General features: G+C 68.5%; 14 protein-coding genes. 9 read left to right on the plus strand and 5 right to left on the minus strand.

All coding sequences use genetic code 11. The annotated features are described in order from the left end of the window. The first annotated feature begins 39 nt into the window (after positions 1-39). Positions 40-936, plus strand: a complete 897-nt coding sequence (locus ACY48E_RS03800) for a phosphoribosylaminoimidazolesuccinocarboxamide synthase (RefSeq protein WP_462870765.1) — start codon at positions 40-42, stop codon at positions 934-936. Continuing rightward, positions 933-3,092 (plus strand): S9 family peptidase, encoded by a 2,160-nt coding sequence (locus ACY48E_RS03805; protein WP_462870766.1) that lies wholly within the window; start codon positions 933-935, stop codon positions 3,090-3,092. Before ACY48E_RS03800 ends, ACY48E_RS03805 begins: the two co-directional genes overlap by 4 nt. Before the next feature lie 14 nt (positions 3,093-3,106). On the opposite strand, the gene ACY48E_RS03810 is transcribed toward ACY48E_RS03805, so the two are convergent. Both ACY48E_RS03810 and ACY48E_RS03815 read right to left on the minus strand, forming a co-directional pair. Continuing rightward, entirely contained in the window at positions 3,107-3,796 is a 690-nt protein-coding gene (locus ACY48E_RS03810; RefSeq protein WP_462870767.1) for a response regulator, read from the minus strand. Further along, a complete protein-coding gene (locus tag ACY48E_RS03815; RefSeq protein ID WP_462870768.1) occupies positions 3,793-5,352 on the minus strand; it encodes a sensor histidine kinase in 1,560 nt (519 codons plus the stop codon). Before ACY48E_RS03815 ends, ACY48E_RS03810 begins: the two co-directional genes overlap by 4 nt. 116 nt (positions 5,353-5,468) lie before the next feature. On the opposite strand from ACY48E_RS03815, the gene ACY48E_RS03820 reads away from it, so the two are divergent. The 3 genes from ACY48E_RS03820 (at position 5,469) to ACY48E_RS03830 (ending at position 8,344) form a co-directional block, all read left to right on the plus strand. Beyond that, complete coding sequence (locus ACY48E_RS03820; protein ID WP_462870769.1) at positions 5,469-6,872, plus strand: cation:dicarboxylate symporter family transporter; 1,404 nt, start codon at positions 5,469-5,471, stop codon at positions 6,870-6,872. Positions 6,873-6,992: 120 nt separating this feature from the next. Beyond that, the gene (locus ACY48E_RS03825; protein ID WP_462870770.1) at positions 6,993-7,493 is read left to right on the plus strand and encodes a glutathione peroxidase; all 501 of its coding nucleotides are present in this window, start codon (positions 6,993-6,995) and stop codon (positions 7,491-7,493) included. Positions 7,494-7,606: 113 nt separating this feature from the next. Then, a complete protein-coding gene (locus tag ACY48E_RS03830) occupies positions 7,607-8,344 on the plus strand; it encodes a DUF2334 domain-containing protein (protein ID WP_462870771.1) in 738 nt (245 codons plus the stop codon). On the opposite strand, the gene hglS is transcribed toward ACY48E_RS03830, so the two are convergent. Next, positions 8,317-9,648: a 2-oxoadipate dioxygenase/decarboxylase gene (gene hglS / locus ACY48E_RS03835; protein ID WP_462870772.1), complete on the minus strand. Its 1,332-nt coding sequence runs from the start codon at positions 9,646-9,648 to the stop codon at positions 8,317-8,319. The genes ACY48E_RS03830 and hglS overlap by 28 nt on opposite strands. Positions 9,649-9,689: 41 nt before the next feature. On the opposite strand from hglS, the gene ACY48E_RS03840 reads away from it, so the two are divergent. The 4 genes from ACY48E_RS03840 to ACY48E_RS03855 all read left to right on the plus strand — a co-directional run bounded on the left by ACY48E_RS03840 (position 9,690) and on the right by ACY48E_RS03855 (position 13,648). After that, positions 9,690-11,342 (plus strand): FAD-binding dehydrogenase, encoded by a 1,653-nt coding sequence (locus ACY48E_RS03840; RefSeq protein WP_462870773.1) that lies wholly within the window; start codon positions 9,690-9,692, stop codon positions 11,340-11,342. A gap of 119 nt (positions 11,343-11,461) precedes the next feature. Next, a complete protein-coding gene (gene purS / locus ACY48E_RS03845; protein WP_462870774.1) occupies positions 11,462-11,698 on the plus strand; it encodes a phosphoribosylformylglycinamidine synthase subunit PurS in 237 nt (78 codons plus the stop codon). Further along, positions 11,695-12,372 carry a phosphoribosylformylglycinamidine synthase subunit PurQ gene (gene purQ / locus ACY48E_RS03850; protein WP_462870775.1) on the plus strand — a complete coding sequence of 226 codons (678 nt, stop codon included), beginning with the start codon at positions 11,695-11,697 and terminating at the stop codon, positions 12,370-12,372. Before purS ends, purQ begins: the two co-directional genes overlap by 4 nt. A 4-nt stretch (positions 12,373-12,376) precedes the next feature. Further along, positions 12,377-13,648, plus strand: coding sequence for a M18 family aminopeptidase (locus ACY48E_RS03855; protein ID WP_462870776.1), 1,272 nt, complete (start codon positions 12,377-12,379; stop codon positions 13,646-13,648). A gap of 2 nt (positions 13,649-13,650) precedes the next feature. Here ACY48E_RS03855 and ACY48E_RS03860 read toward each other — a convergent pair whose 3' ends face one another. Then, entirely contained in the window at positions 13,651-14,574 is a 924-nt protein-coding gene (locus tag ACY48E_RS03860; RefSeq protein ID WP_462870777.1) for an amidohydrolase family protein, read from the minus strand. Positions 14,575-14,598: 24 nt separating this feature from the next. Then, entirely contained in the window at positions 14,599-15,084 is a 486-nt protein-coding gene (locus tag ACY48E_RS03865) for an FBP domain-containing protein (protein ID WP_462870778.1), read from the minus strand. Positions 15,085-15,095: the final 11 nt, after the last annotated feature.

Genomic DNA, 15,095 nt, shown 5'->3' on the forward strand with positions numbered 1-15,095 from the left:
GGATAGCCCGTCGCATTCCCGGGGCACTAGGCTCGACTCATGGCTTCCCTGTCGCGCCCGGACCTGTCGGCGTACCCGCACGTCGCCGGCGGGAAGGTCCGTGATCTGTATCGAATCGACGACGACCATCTGCTGCTGGTTGCCAGTGACCGAATATCGGCCTACGACCACGTGCTCACCACGCCCATTCCCGACAAGGGGCGGGTCCTGACCGCCATGAGCGTGTACTTCTTCGATCTGCTCGGCGGCGCGAACCATCTGGCCGGCGACGCGCAGGACGGGCGCATCCCGCAGGAGGTCCTCGGCCGAGCCCTGGTGGTGCGCTCGCTGAACATGGTGCCCGTCGAGTGCGTCGCCCGCGGGTACCTCACCGGCTCCGGGCTCGCCGACTACCGCCGCACCGGATCGGTGTGCGGGGTGAGCCTGCCCGAGGGGCTGGTGGAGGCCTCACGGCTGCCCGAGCCCATCTTCACGCCGGCGTCGAAGGCCGACATCGGCGAGCACGACGAGAACATCGACTTCGACTCCGTGGTCGAGCGACTCGGCCCCGAACTGGCCGAGGCGTTGCGAGCGAACACCATCGACCTCTATCGGCGTGCGGCCGATGTCGCCGCCGAGCGTGGGATCATTCTGGCGGACACCAAGTTCGAGTTCGGTCTCGCCGAGAGCGGCGAACTGGTGCTCGCCGACGAGGTTCTCACTCCCGACTCCTCGCGGTACTGGCCGGCGCAGGGCTACGAACCCGGGCGAGTGCAGCCGAGCTTCGACAAGCAGTACGTCCGTGACTGGCTGACCGGAGAGTCCGGGTGGGACCGGGCCGCGGACGAGCCACCGCCGCCGCTGCCCGACGACGTGATTGCCGCTACCCGTTCCCGCTATATCGATGCCTACCAGCGCATCTCGGGTCTCTCCTTCGACGATTGGGTCACGCCGTGACATTCGCTTCCTCCACCGACTCTCCGTCCGGCCGGGCCGCCACGCAGCCGCCGATCGCCAAACGGGTTCCGCTCGAACGCACCCACCACGGCGACACCGTCGTCGATCACTACGAGTGGCTGCGGGCGAAGACCGACCCGGAGGTCATCGCCCACCTCGAGGCCGAGAACGCCCATACCGCCGCCCGCACCGAGCATCTCGAGCCGGTGCGCACCGCCATCTTCGACGAGATCAAGTCCCGCACACAGGAAACCGACCTCTCCGTGCCCACCCGTCGTGGGTCCTGGTGGTACTACGGACGCACGGTCGAGGGCAAGAGCTACGGCATCCAGTGCCGCACCGCCGTCGCCTCTCCCGACGACTGGACACCACCCGAGCTCACCGCCGGGCAGGACGTGCCGGGCGAGCAGATCCTCCTCGACGCCAACGCCGAAGCCGAGGGCCACGAATTCTTCTCGCTCGGGGCATTCTCGGTGAGCGAGGACGGGAACCTTCTCGCGTACTCCGTCGATCTGGCCGGTGACGAGCGATACACGTTGCGCATCAGGGACCTTCGCACGATGACCGAGTTGCCCGACCTGATCGAGAACACCGCGCCGGGGGCGACGTGGTCGCTCGATCAGCAGTACCTCTTCTATCAGACCGTGGACGATTCCTGGCGCCCGGACAAGGTGTGGCGCCACCGCATCGGCACCGATCGGTCCGAGGACGTGCTGGTGTTCGAGGAGCCGAACGAGGCCTACTGGGTGGGATTCGGCACCACGCGCAGCAATCGATTCCTGCTGATCTCGGTGGGATCGAAGATCACCTCCGAGTACCGTTACCTCGACGCGTCCGATCCCACGGGCGAGTTCACGGTGATCTGGCCCCGACGCGAGGGCGTGGACTACAGCGTCGAGCACGCGGTGATCGCCGGTGAGGATCGCTTCCTGATCCTGCACAACGACGTCGTCGACGGGGTCAAGGCGGAGAACTTCGTACTCGTCGAGGTGCCGGTGAGCGACCCGTCGGACGTGACGCTGCTCAGCCCGCACCGGGCCACCGTGCGCCTCGAGGACGTCGACGCGTTCGCCGGGCAGCTGGTGATCTCCTATCGCCGAGATGCCCTGCCGCAGATCGCGATCTGGCCGATCGGGCCGCAGGGGTACGGCGAGTTCACCGAACTGACCTTCGACGAGGAACTGTTCTCCGCCGGCCTCGGTAGCAACCCCGAGTGGGACGCGCCGCTGCTGCGTATCGGCTACACCTCGTTCGTCACTCCGTCGCAGGTGATCGACTACGACCTGGCGACGGGCGAGCGCATTCTGCGCAAGCAGCAGGTGGTGCTCGGCGACTACGACCCGGGGCGCTACGTCCAGCGCCGAGAGTGGGCGGTGGCGGACGATGGAACCGAGATCCCGCTCTCGGTGATCGCCGCGGCCACCGTGCCCGAGGGCGTGGTCGCGCCGACACTGCTGTACGGCTACGGCTCGTACGAGGTGAGCATGGATCCGTACTTCTCGGTGGCCCGGCTGTCACTGCTCGACCGTGGCGTGGTGTTCGTGGTCGCACACGTACGCGGCGGTGGCGAGATGGGTCGGGCGTGGTACGACAACGGCAAGACGCTGACGAAGAAGAACACCTTCACCGATTTCGTGGCGGCCGCACGGCATCTGATCTCCACCGGGCGTACCGACGCCGAGCACCTCGTCGCCCACGGCGGCAGCGCGGGGGGTCTGCTCATGGGCGCGGTGGCCAACCTTGCGCCCGAGCTCTTCTCGGGAATCCTGGCGAACGTGCCCTTCGTCGATCCGCTGACCTCGATCCTGGACCCGTCACTGCCGCTGACGGTCATCGAGTGGGACGAGTGGGGCAACCCGCTCGCCGATCCCGAGGTGTACTCGTACATGAAGTCCTACAGCCCGTACGAGAACGTCGCCGATCGCCACTACCCGGACATCCTTGCGGTGACCTCGATCAACGACACCAGGGTGCTGTACGTCGAACCGGCTAAGTGGATTGCCGCTCTGCGCCATACCGTCTCCGGTGACTCGCAGTTCCTGCTGCGCACGGAGATGAGCGCAGGTCACGGCGGGGTGAGCGGGCGCTACGAGAAGTGGCGCGAGGTGGCCTTCGACTACGCGTGGGTGCTCGAGAAGTCCGGCGCGCTGAGCTGAGCGGGGCGCGTGGCTCAGTTCCATCGGTAGCGGATCTGCGGCCGTCCGGCTCGGCCGTATTCCGTTGCGCGCCCGAGCACCCCGTCGTCGGCGAGGCGCTCGAGGTACCGCCATGCGGTTACTCGCGACACGCCCACCTCGGCTGCCACCTCCGCCGCGGAGATGCCGTCCGGATGTGCGCGCACCGCGGAGGAGATCTCAGAGAGAGTTTGTGGCGCAATTCCCTTCGGGGCCGCAGCACGTTCGTCCGCGGTGCGCAGAACTGCCATCGCCCGGTCTATCTCGCGCTGGCTGACCGCGGTGTCCCCGTCGCGGAGAGCGACTCGGAACTGCCGGTACCGCTCGAGCTTGTCGCGAAACGCGGCGAACGTGAAGGGCTTGAGCAGGTACAGCACAACCCCGTGCGCCAGTGCCGAACGGACCGCCGTCAGTGCGCGTTCGGAGGTGATGGCGATGACGTCGGGTTCCGGCCGCAGACCGCCCAGGGCACCAGCGAGATCGATCCCACTTGCATCGGGCAGACCGATGTCGAGCAGCACCAGGTCCACCGGGGATCCGTCGGCGATGGCTGCCCCGGCCGCTCGCATCGCCGCAGCCGCCGTGTGCACCACCCCGGCCACGGCGAAACCCGGCACACGCTCGACGTAGGTGGCGTGGGCCTGTGCGATCAGGGGCTCGTCCTCGACGATGAGAACGGATATCACGGCACGCTCACCGGCCGGGGAATGGTGGCCGTGACCACCGAGGCGTAGGTGTTCTCGGCCGTGAGGGCACCGCCGTGACGTGCCACGACCTGCGCCACCAACGCCAGCCCCAGGCCCCGGGAGGTGCCCTTGGTCGAATAGCCCCGACGGCGCGCCGCCTCCAGAGCGCCCGGATCCATCCCCGGCCCCGAGTCCGCAACCTGAACCAGCAGATTCCCTTCGTCCTCGCGAATGGTCACCTCCACCCACGGACGGTCGGAGTCGACGCTGGCCTCGATCGCGTTGTCGATGAGATTGCCGGCGAGCGTGAGTAGTTCGCGCGCGTCCTGTGCCGAACCGACGCTCTGGGTCAGGGCGGTGTCCTCGGTGACGGTGAGCTCCACACCGAGTTCGGCCGCCTGGTTGATCTTGCCCAGCAGCAGGGCGGCCACGGCCGGTTCCTGGACGGTGCTGGTCATCCGGTCGATCAGGTGCTGCGAGAGCGCGAGCTCGCGCGTGGCGAACTTCACCGCCTCCTCGGCCTGTCCGAGTTCGACGAGGGTGATCACCGTGTGCAGCCGGTTGGCGGACTCGTGTGCCTGTGATCTCAACGACTCTGCGAAGGTGGTCATCGAGTCCAGTTCCCCACCCACCCTGTGCAATTCGGTGCGGTCGCGCAGGGTCATCACCGTACCGAGGGGCCGCCCCTGCCAGGTCACGGCGTCCTCGTTCACCACCAGGACCCGATCGTCGGTCAGATGGATCTCGTCGCGAACACCGCCGGCGCGAACCTCCCGGAGGGACTCGGGTAGGTCCTCGCGGCGCATCGGGCCGGACGGATGGCCCAGCAGCCTGCGTGCCTCGTCGTTGATCACCTCGGCGCGCCCGTCGGGCGTCCACACCAGCAGGCCCTCTCCGATCGAATGCAGCACCGCGTCGTTGTGTTCGTACATTGCGCGTAGTTCCTCCGGCGCCATGCCTAGCGTCTGGCGTCGCAGTCGTCGGTTGAGCAGCCACGACGCACCTGTCGCCGCTGCCAGTGCGAGCGCAACGACGGTCACGAACACCGGCAGGCCCGCGATGAACCGGTCGGTGATCTTCTCCCGGGTGACCCCGGCCGAGACCAGCCCGACGATGCGGCCGTCGTCGTAGACGGGGGTGACCGAGCGGATCGACGGGCCGAGAGATCCCTCGTACACCTCGGTGAACGTCTCGCCGGCCAGTGCCCGGTCGATGTTGCCGGTGAAGGGTTTGCCGATCAGTTCGGGGTTGGTGTGGGTGAAGCGGGTGCGGTCCGGCGCCATCACCACGATGAAGTCGACGTCGTCGATGCGCCGAATGCGTTCGGTCTGCGGCTGCAGCAGGGCGGTGGGGTCCGGTGATGCGATGGCCGCCGCCGTGGACGGCGCCTCGGCCAGGCTCACGGCGACTGCGATCACCTCGCGGCGTGCGGCGTCGTCGCTGTCGCGCCGCTCGTCCACCGCGGCGATCACACTTCCGACGGCCACCAGCAGAACCACCACCGCCACCTGCCACACCAGAAGTTGGCGGGCGACGCTCCTCGGTTCTCGTGCCATCGTCACCACCTCGCCGCGAATGTTGCGTGAAACAAATGTACATATGCGTGACTGGGGTCACTGCCGCCCGCCACCATCGGAGCACACGCCACCCTCCGATTGCGAAGGATCGCCCCATGAGCACCACCATCGACGGCGGCACGCCGGTGCCGCCGCAGCCACCGGTTTCGCCGCAGCCGCCGAGCAAGGCCAAGCGCGACCGCACGCACTGGCTGTACATCGCTGTGATCGTCGCCGTCGTCGGCGGCGTGATCGTCGGCCTCGCCGCCCCGAAGGTCGGAGTCTCGCTCGGGGTCCTCGGCTCGATGTTCGTGGACCTGATCAAGATGATGATCAGCCCCGTCATCTTCTGCACGATCGTTCTCGGAATCGGATCGGTGAAGGCCGCGGCCAGCGTGGGCAAGGTCGGCGGACTGGCCCTGGCCTACTTCCTCACCATGTCCACGGCCGCACTCGGTATCGGCCTGGTGGTGGGCAACTTCATCAGTCCCGGAACGGGATTGAACATCTCGGGCAGTTCGTCGGCAGTTGACAACCTGGTCAAGCAGAGCGAACAGTCCGGGGGCACCCTGGACTTCATCCAGGGGATCATCCCCACCTCGCTGCTCTCCTCGCTCACCGAGGGCAGTGTGCTGCAGACCCTGTTCGTGGCACTGCTGGTGGGCTTCGGCCTCCAAGCCATGGGCAGCACCGGTGAGCCGATCCTGCGGGGAGTGGCCCTGATCCAGAAACTGGTGTTCCGCATCCTCGCCGGCATCCTCTGGTTGGCACCCATCGGTGCCTTCGGCGCCATCGCGAAGGTGGTGGGCGACACCGGTTTCGACGCTGTCGTCCAGCTGGCCACCCTCATGCTCGCCTTCTACCTCACCTGCGTGATCTTCGTGTTCGGCGTCCTCGGCGTCATCCTGCGAACCGTCTCGGGCGTGTCGATCTTCAAGCTGGTGCGGTACCTGGCCCGCGAGTACCTGCTCATCGTCGCCACCAGTTCCTCCGAGTCGGCGCTGCCGAGGTTGATCGCGAAGATGGAGCATGTCGGCGTCGAGCGCACGACGGTCGGCGTCGTGGTGCCCACCGGCTACTCCTTCAACCTCGACGGCACCGCCATCTACCTCACGATGGCCTCGATCTTCATCGCCGACGCCATGGGCAAGCCGCTCGCGCTCGGAGAACAGTTCTCGCTGTTGATCTTCATGATCATCGCCTCGAAGGGTGCGGCAGGCGTCACCGGCGCCGGACTGGCCACCCTCGCGGGCGGTCTGTCGAGCCACCGCCCGGACCTGGTCGACGGCATCGGGCTCATCATCGGCATCGACCGCTTCATGTCGGAGGCGCGAGCAGTGACCAACTTCTCCGGCAACGCCGTCGCCACCCTGCTGGTGGGCACCTGGACGCGAACGATAGACAACGAGCGCGTCAAGGACGTTCTCGCCGGCAAGATCCCGTTCGACGAGTCCACCATGGTCGACGACCACGGCGGCCTTGCCCCGGCCGTGGCGCCGAAGACCCTCGCCGCCACGTAGGTCGGCGCCGGGAGGGAGATCGTCGGCTCCATCACAGCCGCAGCGGCGCACGGAACCAGCCACGACCGGCTGTTCCGTGCGCCGTTTCGCGTCGGAGTTACCGGGCGGTACCGTGGCCGCATGACCGACCTTCAGAACCTCGCGATCAACACCCTCGGCGGCGCGCCCACCTCGCTGGGCGAGTACGGCGGCCGAGCGGTGCTGCTGGTGAACGTGGCGTCGAAATGCGGGTTGACCCCGCAATACACCGCTCTCGAACAACTCGCCCGCGACTACGCCGACCGCGGACTCACCGTCATCGGTGTCCCGTGCAATCAGTTCGGTGAGCAGGAGCCCGGCTCGGCCGAGGAGATCGAGACGTTCTGCTCGACCACCTACGGAGTCACCTTCCCGCTGCTCGAGAAGGTGGAGGTCAACGGCCCCGGTCGCCACCCCATCTACGACCGGCTGGTGCAGGTTCCGGACGCCACCGGCGAGGCCGGCGACATCACGTGGAACTTCGAGAAGTTCCTGATCGCACCCGACGGCACGGTGGCGGCGCGGTTCCGTCCGCGCACCGAGCCCGACGCCCCCGAGCTGATCGCGGCGCTGGAGAAGGTTCTGCCGGTTCCCACCCTCTGAGCAGTGCGTCAGGAGGGCGGTGTTCGGACTGGGGGTGTTCGGACGGGGGGTGTTCAACTGCCGTCAACGTCGAGAGCCATCGTCGTACACACCCGGATGCGATGGTGCTGGCCATGACCGCAAACCTCTTCGTGTCCGTGTCGGGGATTCGTGACACGACGCTCCACAGCGCCGTCGAGTTCACCGAGACGCTCGCCGCGCGGGGCGTGCCGGTATCGCTGCTGGTGGCGCCGCGGCTCAAGGACAAGTACCGCCTCGTCGACGACGCGCCGACCCAACAGTGGCTGCGCGAGCGGCGCACCCTCGGCGACGCCATCGTTCTGCACGGGTACGACCAGGCCGCCACGAAGCGGCGCCGCGCGGAATTCGCCGCCCTGCCCGCGCACGAGGCGCGTCTGCGTCTGATCGCCGCCGATCGGGTGATGGAGAGCATCGGCCTGCGAACCCGGGTGTTCGCGGCCCCTCGCTGGGTGGCGTCGTCGGGAGCGGTCGCCGCCCTGCCCGTCGCAGGGTTCCGCACCCTGGCCGGGCTGACCGAGATCCTCGACCTCGAGACCGGCGCGGCTCAGCGTGGCCGAGTGTTCGGCATCGGGGAGGGGTTCGGAACCGGTTCCACCGCGTTCGATTTCGATCCCGAGGCCACCGAGCCGTGGTGGTGCCGCGCGATGGTGCAGGGCGCCGGACGCGCAGCACGCCGAGGTGGCCTGGTGCGCATTGCGGTCAGTGCGAAGAAGTTGTGCCGCCCCGGCCCGCGCACCGCGGTGCTCGACGCCGTCGACCTCGCGCTCTACCACGGAGCCACGCCGTCCGTGTACGAGTGGGTTCAGGGACCTGCGCGGCGCGTGGCCTGAGCGATCGACTCCTGCTGCTCGGCGGCCGCGAGGTCGAACGGGTCGTGTACCTCGCGGTCGAGGGCTCCCGCCAGAGCGTCGAGCGAGTCCACCGACGCACCCGCGGTGCCCGCTGCCACCGGCGACCTATCGCCGGTCTCGGTGAGGTTCGACCGGAAGATTCCCGCTGCCGATCGGGGCAGGAAGTCCTCGTAGACCACGGGCTCGAGATCCACCCAGCCGCCGTCGACGAGGTCCGGCAAGGGCAGCTGCGGGCACTCGCCGGAGCGGGCGGCCACACGCACGTATGCCAACCCGGCCCGAGCCAACCCGTCGAGGGTCCCCGGCATCGACTCGGCGAACGCGACGGAGGGATCGGGCGCGCGCATGGCCTGCTCGTACACCTCGCGCCCGGCGGGGGTCAGCGCCACACCACGGGCCTCGACCTCACCGAACCGCACCCGCAGAGTGCCCGGGTGCACGGACCCGTCGGGCTCGCGGAACCGGCGCTGCTCGTCGAGGGCACGAAACGATGTCTGCCGCAGCAACACGTCGGTCGGTAGCGGCGGCGGGCCCTGTACCTGGTCGATCATCTCGACGCCACGATCGGACATCCGCCGGTAGAGCCGGTCGATGTCGAGCACTCGTGGGGTGAGGTGGTTGAGGTGGGTCGAGTCGATGCCACCGATGTCGGCCGCCACCGCGGACACCCGACCCAGTTCCTCGTACCAGCCCCGATCGACCGGTGCGGTGGACAGTTCGAAGCACGCGCGGGTTCGCTCGACCAGCGTGGCGGCTTCGTCCGCCGAACATCCGGCCTGCTCCGCCACCCGATCGGCCATGGTCAGCAACTCCGGCGGGAAGAGGGTGCGCGAGGCGATGAACGCGTCCACCCGCCGGGCGAGATCGGCATCGAAGAATCGGCGGTCGTCCGTGGTCAGCACCGAGGTGAACACCCGGAACGGGTTGTACGCCAGGGCGGTTCGCTCGACCGGGCGAAATGCCGTGGAGACCACGGGCACCGGTGTCGGCGTCGCGTCGCGCAGATCGTAGAAGCCCACCGGCTCCATACCGAACGCGGCGAACAGCCGCGCCACCGATCGCATCTCGCTCATCGACCCGACTCGGATGGCGCCGTGCCGCTCCGCCCCCACTCGCGCCGCCGACCCGAACATCTCCGCGGCCTCACCCCGTTCGGTGAGAACCTCGGCATTGACCTCCTCGGTGACCTCGACCAGCGTCCGATAGGCCGGAACCTCGGCGCCGTACATCCGGGACAGGGCCGCGGCGAGGTCGGCTCGGAGCTGGGAGAGCGTGACCGGCATGCACGCCACGATAGGGCTCGGGCGGTCCTAGCATGGTGGACATGAGCGATGCCGGAGGTAGTGACGCCGATGTGATCGTGGTGGGCGCAGGTCTGTCCGGGCTCGTGGCCACCGCCGAGCTGGTGGCCGCGCGTAAGCGGGTGATCCTGGTCGAGCAGGAGAACGCGAACAACCTCGGTGGCCAGGCGTTCTGGTCGTTCGGCGGGTTGTTCTTCGTCGACAGCCCCGAGCAGCGGCGGCTCGGGGTGCGCGACAGCCACGAGCTGGCCCTGCAGGACTGGATGGGTACCGCCGGATTCGACCGCGAGGAGGATCTGTGGCCGCGGCGCTGGGCGCAGGCGTACGTCGAGTTCGCCGCCGGGGAGAAGCGCAGTTGGCTGCGTGAGCGTGGTCTGAAGATCTTCCCGCTGGTGGGGTGGGCCGAGCGTGGTGGGTACGGCGCCACCGGCCCGGGCAATTCGGTACCGCGGTTCCACATCACCTGGGGCACCGGGCCGGGTTTGGTGGAGATCTTCTCGCGGATCGTCGCGCACGGTGTCGACGAGGGTCTGGTGACGGTGCGTCATCGCCACCAGGTCGATGATCTGGTGCTCACCGGCGGTGCCGTCACCGGTGTTCGCGGCAGCGTGCTCGAGCCCTCCACCGTGGCCAACGGGGTCCCGTCGTCGCGGGTGGCGGTAGGGGAGTTCGAGTTCTCCGCCGGCGCGGTGATCATCACCTCGGGCGGCATCGGGGCCAACTGGGACCTGGTGAGGAAGAACTGGCCGTCGCGGATGGGTCGGGTGCCCGAGCGCATGCTCACCGGGGTGCCCGCGCACGTGGACGGGCGCATGCTGGGCATCGCCGAGACCGCCGGTGCGAGCCTGATCAACCGCGACCGCATGTGGCACTACACCGAGGGCATCACCAACTACGACAGCGTGTGGCCGAACCACGGCATCCGCATCCTGCCGGGGCCGTCGTCGCTGTGGCTCGACGCCACCGGCACACCGATGCCCGCGCCGCTCTTCCCGGGGTTCGACACGCTCGGCACGCTCGAACACATTGTGCGCACCGGCTACGACTACTCGTGGTTCGTGCTGGATCAGAAGATCATCGAGAAGGAGTTCGGCCTGTCCGGGCAGGAGCAGAACCCGGATCTGACCGGACGTTCTGTTCGTCGACTGCTCGAGCGGGTCCGCCCCGGCGCGCCCGGGCCGGTGCAGGACTTCGCCGATCGCGGTGTGGACTTCGTGGTGGCCGACACCCTGGCCGACCTGGTCGCGGGCATGAACAAGATCGGCGACGTGGAGTTGGCGTACGAGGACATCGAGGCGCTGGTGGTGGCCCGGGATCGCGAGATGGCCAACCCGTTCAGCAAGGACCTCTCCGTCTCCGCCATCCACGCCGCGCGCAGGTACCGCGGTGACCGGTTGGCGCGCATCGCCACCCCGCACCGCCTGCTCGACCCGAAGGCCGGGCCCCTGATCGCCGTCAAGCTGCACCTGCTCACCCGAAAGACTCTCGGCGGCCTCGAGACCGACCTCCAGTCGCGGGTGCTCGGTTCCGACGGCACACCGCTGCCCGGCCTCTACGCCGCGGGCGAGGTTGCGGGTTTCGGCGGCGGTGGGATGCACGGCTACCGCGCCCTCGAGGGCACGTTCCTGGGCGGCTGCATCTTCTCCGGCCGAGCGGCTGGGCGGGCGCTGAGCTGATCTGCACGCGATCCGGTGCAGCAGGTGACCCCCGAGGGCGTCCGCTGCACCCGATACGTCGCCCGGGGGCGCCGGGTAGGCTCATCAGCGTCTCATCTCAGATACCCAGGAGCGCTCACGTGGCCCGTGTCGTAGTCGATGTCATGCCCAAGGCCGAGATCCTCGATCCGCAGGGCCAGGCCATCGTAGGGGCGCTGCCGCGGCTCGGGTTCGCTGGCGTCGCAGATGTGCGGCAGGGCAAGCGATTCGAGCTCGAGGTGGCCGACGACGTGGAGGACAGCGTGCTCGAGCAGATCGCCGAGACGTTCCTGGCCAACACGGTGATCGAGGACTGGAAGGTCACCCGCCTGTCATGAGTGCCCGAATCGGTGTGATCACCTTCCCCGGCACCCTCGACGACGTGGACGCTGCCCGCGCGGTGACACTCTCCGGCGCCGAGGCGGTGTCGCTCTGGCACGGTGATGCGGACCTCAAGAGCGTCGACGCCGTGGTGGTACCCGGTGGTTTCTCCTACGGCGACTATCTGCGCGCGGGAGCGATCGCCCGCTTCGCCCCGGTCATGGGTGAGGTGATCGCCGCGGCGGAGAAGGGGATGCCGGTCCTGGGTATCTGCAACGGCTTCCAGATCCTGTGCGAGGCCGGGCTGCTGCCGGGAGCGCTCACGCGCAACGAGAACCTGCACTTCATCTGCCGCGACCAGTGGCTTCGCGTGGAGACGGCGAACACGGCGTGGTCGTCGCGCTACGACCCGGGCGCCGAGATCCTGGTTCCGCTCAAGTCGGGCGAGGGACGTTTCCAGGCCTCCGAGGCCGTGCTCGACGAGCTCGAGGGTGAGGGCCGAGTGGTGTTCCGCTACGCGGGCGACAACCCGAACGGTTCGCAGCGCGCCATCGCCGGCATCGCGTCCGCGAACGGTCGGGTGGTGGGTCTGATGCCGCACCCCGAGCACGCCACCGAGGCCCTCACCGGTCCCAGCGACGACGGTCTCGGGCTGTTCTACTCGGCCATCGACGCCATCGTCGACGCCTGAGCGCATGACTCTCACCGCAGCCACCGCCGCCGGGCTCTGCTCGTTCGTCGATGCGTCGCCGTCACCGTTCCACGTCGTGGCCACGGTGCGGGCGCAGCTGTCGGCCGCCGGGTTCACCGAGTTGGCCGAGACCGATCCCTGGCCGAGCGCGCCGGGGCGCTACCTGGTGGTGCGTGCCGGGTCGGTGATCGCATGGTCCACCGAGAGCGCACCGACCGGGCCGTTCCGCATCGTCGGCGGGCACACCGACAGCCCCAACCTGCGGGTGAAGCAGAACCCGGATCTGGTGTCCGCGGGGTGGCAGCTGGTGGGTCTGGAACCGTACGGCGGCGCGTGGTTGAACTCGTGGCTGGACCGTGACCTGGGAATATCCGGTCGCCTGGGTGTGCGCGACGGGTCGGTGGTGCGCGATGTGCTGGTGCGGGTGGATCGGCCGATCCTGCGCGTGCCACAGCTGGCGATCCACCTGTCCGAGGATCGCAAGGGTGTGACCCTGAACCCGCAGAGCCACGTGAACGCGGTGTGGGGGACGGGTACCTCACCGACGCCGTTCCTCGAGTTCGTCGCGCGCGAGGCGGGGGTGGCTGCCGGTGACGTGCTCGGGTGGGAGTTGATGACGCACGACCTGGCGCCCTCGGCGGTGACGGGCATAGGCGACGACCTGGTCAGCGCACCGCGACTGGACAATCAAGGCACCTGCTACGCCGGGACACAGGCACTGCTGGCGGCGGCTGCGGCGGGTGGCGAGGCGATCCCGGTGTTGGCGCTCTTCGATCACGAGGAGGTGGGGTCGATGTCGGACCGCGGCGCCTTCTCGGATCTGCTCAACACCGTGCTCGAGCGCATCGTCCTCGCGCGCGGTGGTGGGCGTGAGGACTTCCTGCGCACCATGGCGGCCTCGATCCACGCCTCCGGCGACATGGCGCACGCCACCCACCCGAACTACGCCGAGCGGCACGAACCGGCTCATCGCATCGAGGTCGGTGGCGGCCCGGTGCTGAAGGTGAATCAGAACCTGCGTTACGCCACCGACGCGGCGGGCGCCGCGGCGTTCGCGCTGGCCTGTGAGCGGGCGGGAGTTCCGTTGCAGCGCTACGTCCATCGCGCGGACCTGCCGTGCGGTTCGACCATCGGGCCGATCACCGCGTCGCGGACAGGCCTGTCGACCGTCGATGTGGGGGCACCGCAGTTGGCGATGCACTCGGCCCGCGAGGTGATGGGCGCAGCGGACGTGCCGATGTACGCCGACGCGCTGTCGGCGTTCCTGACGGGCTGAGATCACTCGCTGCGCGAGGGCTGAGCCGAATCCACGCCGAATAGTTCGGCGCCATTGTTCCAGCACACGTCACGAACCCACTCGTCGCCGAGTTCGAGGCGTGCGAGCGCGTTCAGGGCGTGGGTGTACGAGTAGGGGATGTTGGGGAAGTCGCTGCCGAACAGGATGCGCCCCTGCAGATCTCGTAGACGGGGACGGAGATCGGGCGGGAAGGGCATGAGGTCCTCGGCGAAGTCGGTGAACGCCATGGTGGTGTCCAGCCGAACGGCGTGATACCGATCGGCCAGATCCAGGAACTCGCGGTACTCGGGCATGCCCATGTGCGCGATGATCAGCGGAAGCTGCGGAAACCGCGCCAGCACTGCGGCAATCGGATCCGGCCCGGTGAACGTACCCGGGGCCGGGCCGGATCCGCAGTGGATCACAACCGGTGTCGCAGAGTCCTCGAGCGCGCCCCACACGTCGTCCAGAAACGGGTCGACGGGCGAGAAGTTGCCGACTTGGATGTGGCACTTCATGATTCGCGCGCCGGTGCTGAGGGCGTCGGTGACGTGGCCACCGGCGCCCGGTTCCGGGTAGAAGGTTGCGGTGTGAATGCAGTCGGGTGTGCGCTCGGCGAAGTCGACCGACCACGAGTTGAGCCACGCCGCCATGCCCGGTTTGTGGGGGTAGATCATCGACGTGAACGCCCGCACCCCGAAGCTGCGCAGCGTGGCCAGGCGAGCGTCCTCGTCGGCGCGGTAGGTGATGGGCCACGGCCTGCCGGTCAGGGGACCGACCCCGTCGAAGTACGCCCACACCTTGTCCATGACGTTGACGGGCATGAAGTGGGTGTGCACGTCGACGATGCCCGGCAGGCCCGCGTCCTCACGCCATCGGGCGACGGTGAGAGCCTCGTCCCGCAGGCGTGGTGGGTGATCGCACATGATCGAAGTTCACCACGCGGGGTGCTACTGCTGCTGTACCGCCGAGAGAAAACCGTCGAGACGGGTGAGCGCGCCGGCGGTGCGCTCGTCGAGTGGACGCATCGCGTCGGGCTGACGGTCCACGCCGGGAACGCCGTGCCGTAGGTGATGCGAGCAGCGCAGATCGGCGCAGACGTAGGTGCCGACGGTGTTGCCCGCCCGCCCCGACTTGCCCGACTTCGCCGCCGAGAACAGCGCCACCCCGGTGCCGTTGTGCACGGTATGGCACAGGCTGCACATCGATTTGCGCGTGGCGGTGCTCGATGCGGCGCGCACCACCACGCCCACCGGACGTCCGTCCTGCACGGTCACCAGGTAGCCCCGCTGCGGGAACGCGCTGTCCCGCCAGCCCAGGTAGTCCAGTTCGTCCCAGGCGAGAGTGCGCAGGTCGGGGAGGGTGAGCTTGCTGCGCACAGAGGCGGAACAGTTGATGAGCGACGCACGCAGTCGAGCGTCCGTGAGCGGTTCCATGAACTCTAGTC

Source organism: Rhodococcus sp. AZ1 (assembly GCF_054979605.1).

Bases quoted from the DNA above. Each gene is read 5' to 3' on its own strand.
- hglS (WP_462870772.1), bottom strand. From the start codon at position 9,648: ATGCCGGTCACGCTCTCCCAGCTCCGAGCCGACCTCGCCGCGGCCCTG.
- purQ (WP_462870775.1), top strand. From the start codon at position 11,695: ATGAGTGCCCGAATCGGTGTGATCACCTTCCCCGGCACCCTCGACGAC.
- ACY48E_RS03820 (WP_462870769.1), top strand. From the start codon at position 5,469: ATGAGCACCACCATCGACGGCGGCACGCCGGTGCCGCCGCAGCCACCG.
- ACY48E_RS03830 (WP_462870771.1), top strand. From the start codon at position 7,607: ATGACCGCAAACCTCTTCGTGTCCGTGTCGGGGATTCGTGACACGACG.
- ACY48E_RS03825 (WP_462870770.1), top strand. From the start codon at position 6,993: ATGACCGACCTTCAGAACCTCGCGATCAACACCCTCGGCGGCGCGCCC.
- ACY48E_RS03815 (WP_462870768.1), bottom strand. From the start codon at position 5,352: ATGGCACGAGAACCGAGGAGCGTCGCCCGCCAACTTCTGGTGTGGCAG.
- ACY48E_RS03840 (WP_462870773.1), top strand. From the start codon at position 9,690: ATGAGCGATGCCGGAGGTAGTGACGCCGATGTGATCGTGGTGGGCGCA.
- ACY48E_RS03800 (WP_462870765.1), top strand. From the start codon at position 40: ATGGCTTCCCTGTCGCGCCCGGACCTGTCGGCGTACCCGCACGTCGCC.
- ACY48E_RS03855 (WP_462870776.1), top strand. From the start codon at position 12,377: ATGACTCTCACCGCAGCCACCGCCGCCGGGCTCTGCTCGTTCGTCGAT.
- ACY48E_RS03865 (WP_462870778.1), bottom strand. From the start codon at position 15,084: ATGGAACCGCTCACGGACGCTCGACTGCGTGCGTCGCTCATCAACTGT.
- ACY48E_RS03860 (WP_462870777.1), bottom strand. From the start codon at position 14,574: ATGTGCGATCACCCACCACGCCTGCGGGACGAGGCTCTCACCGTCGCC.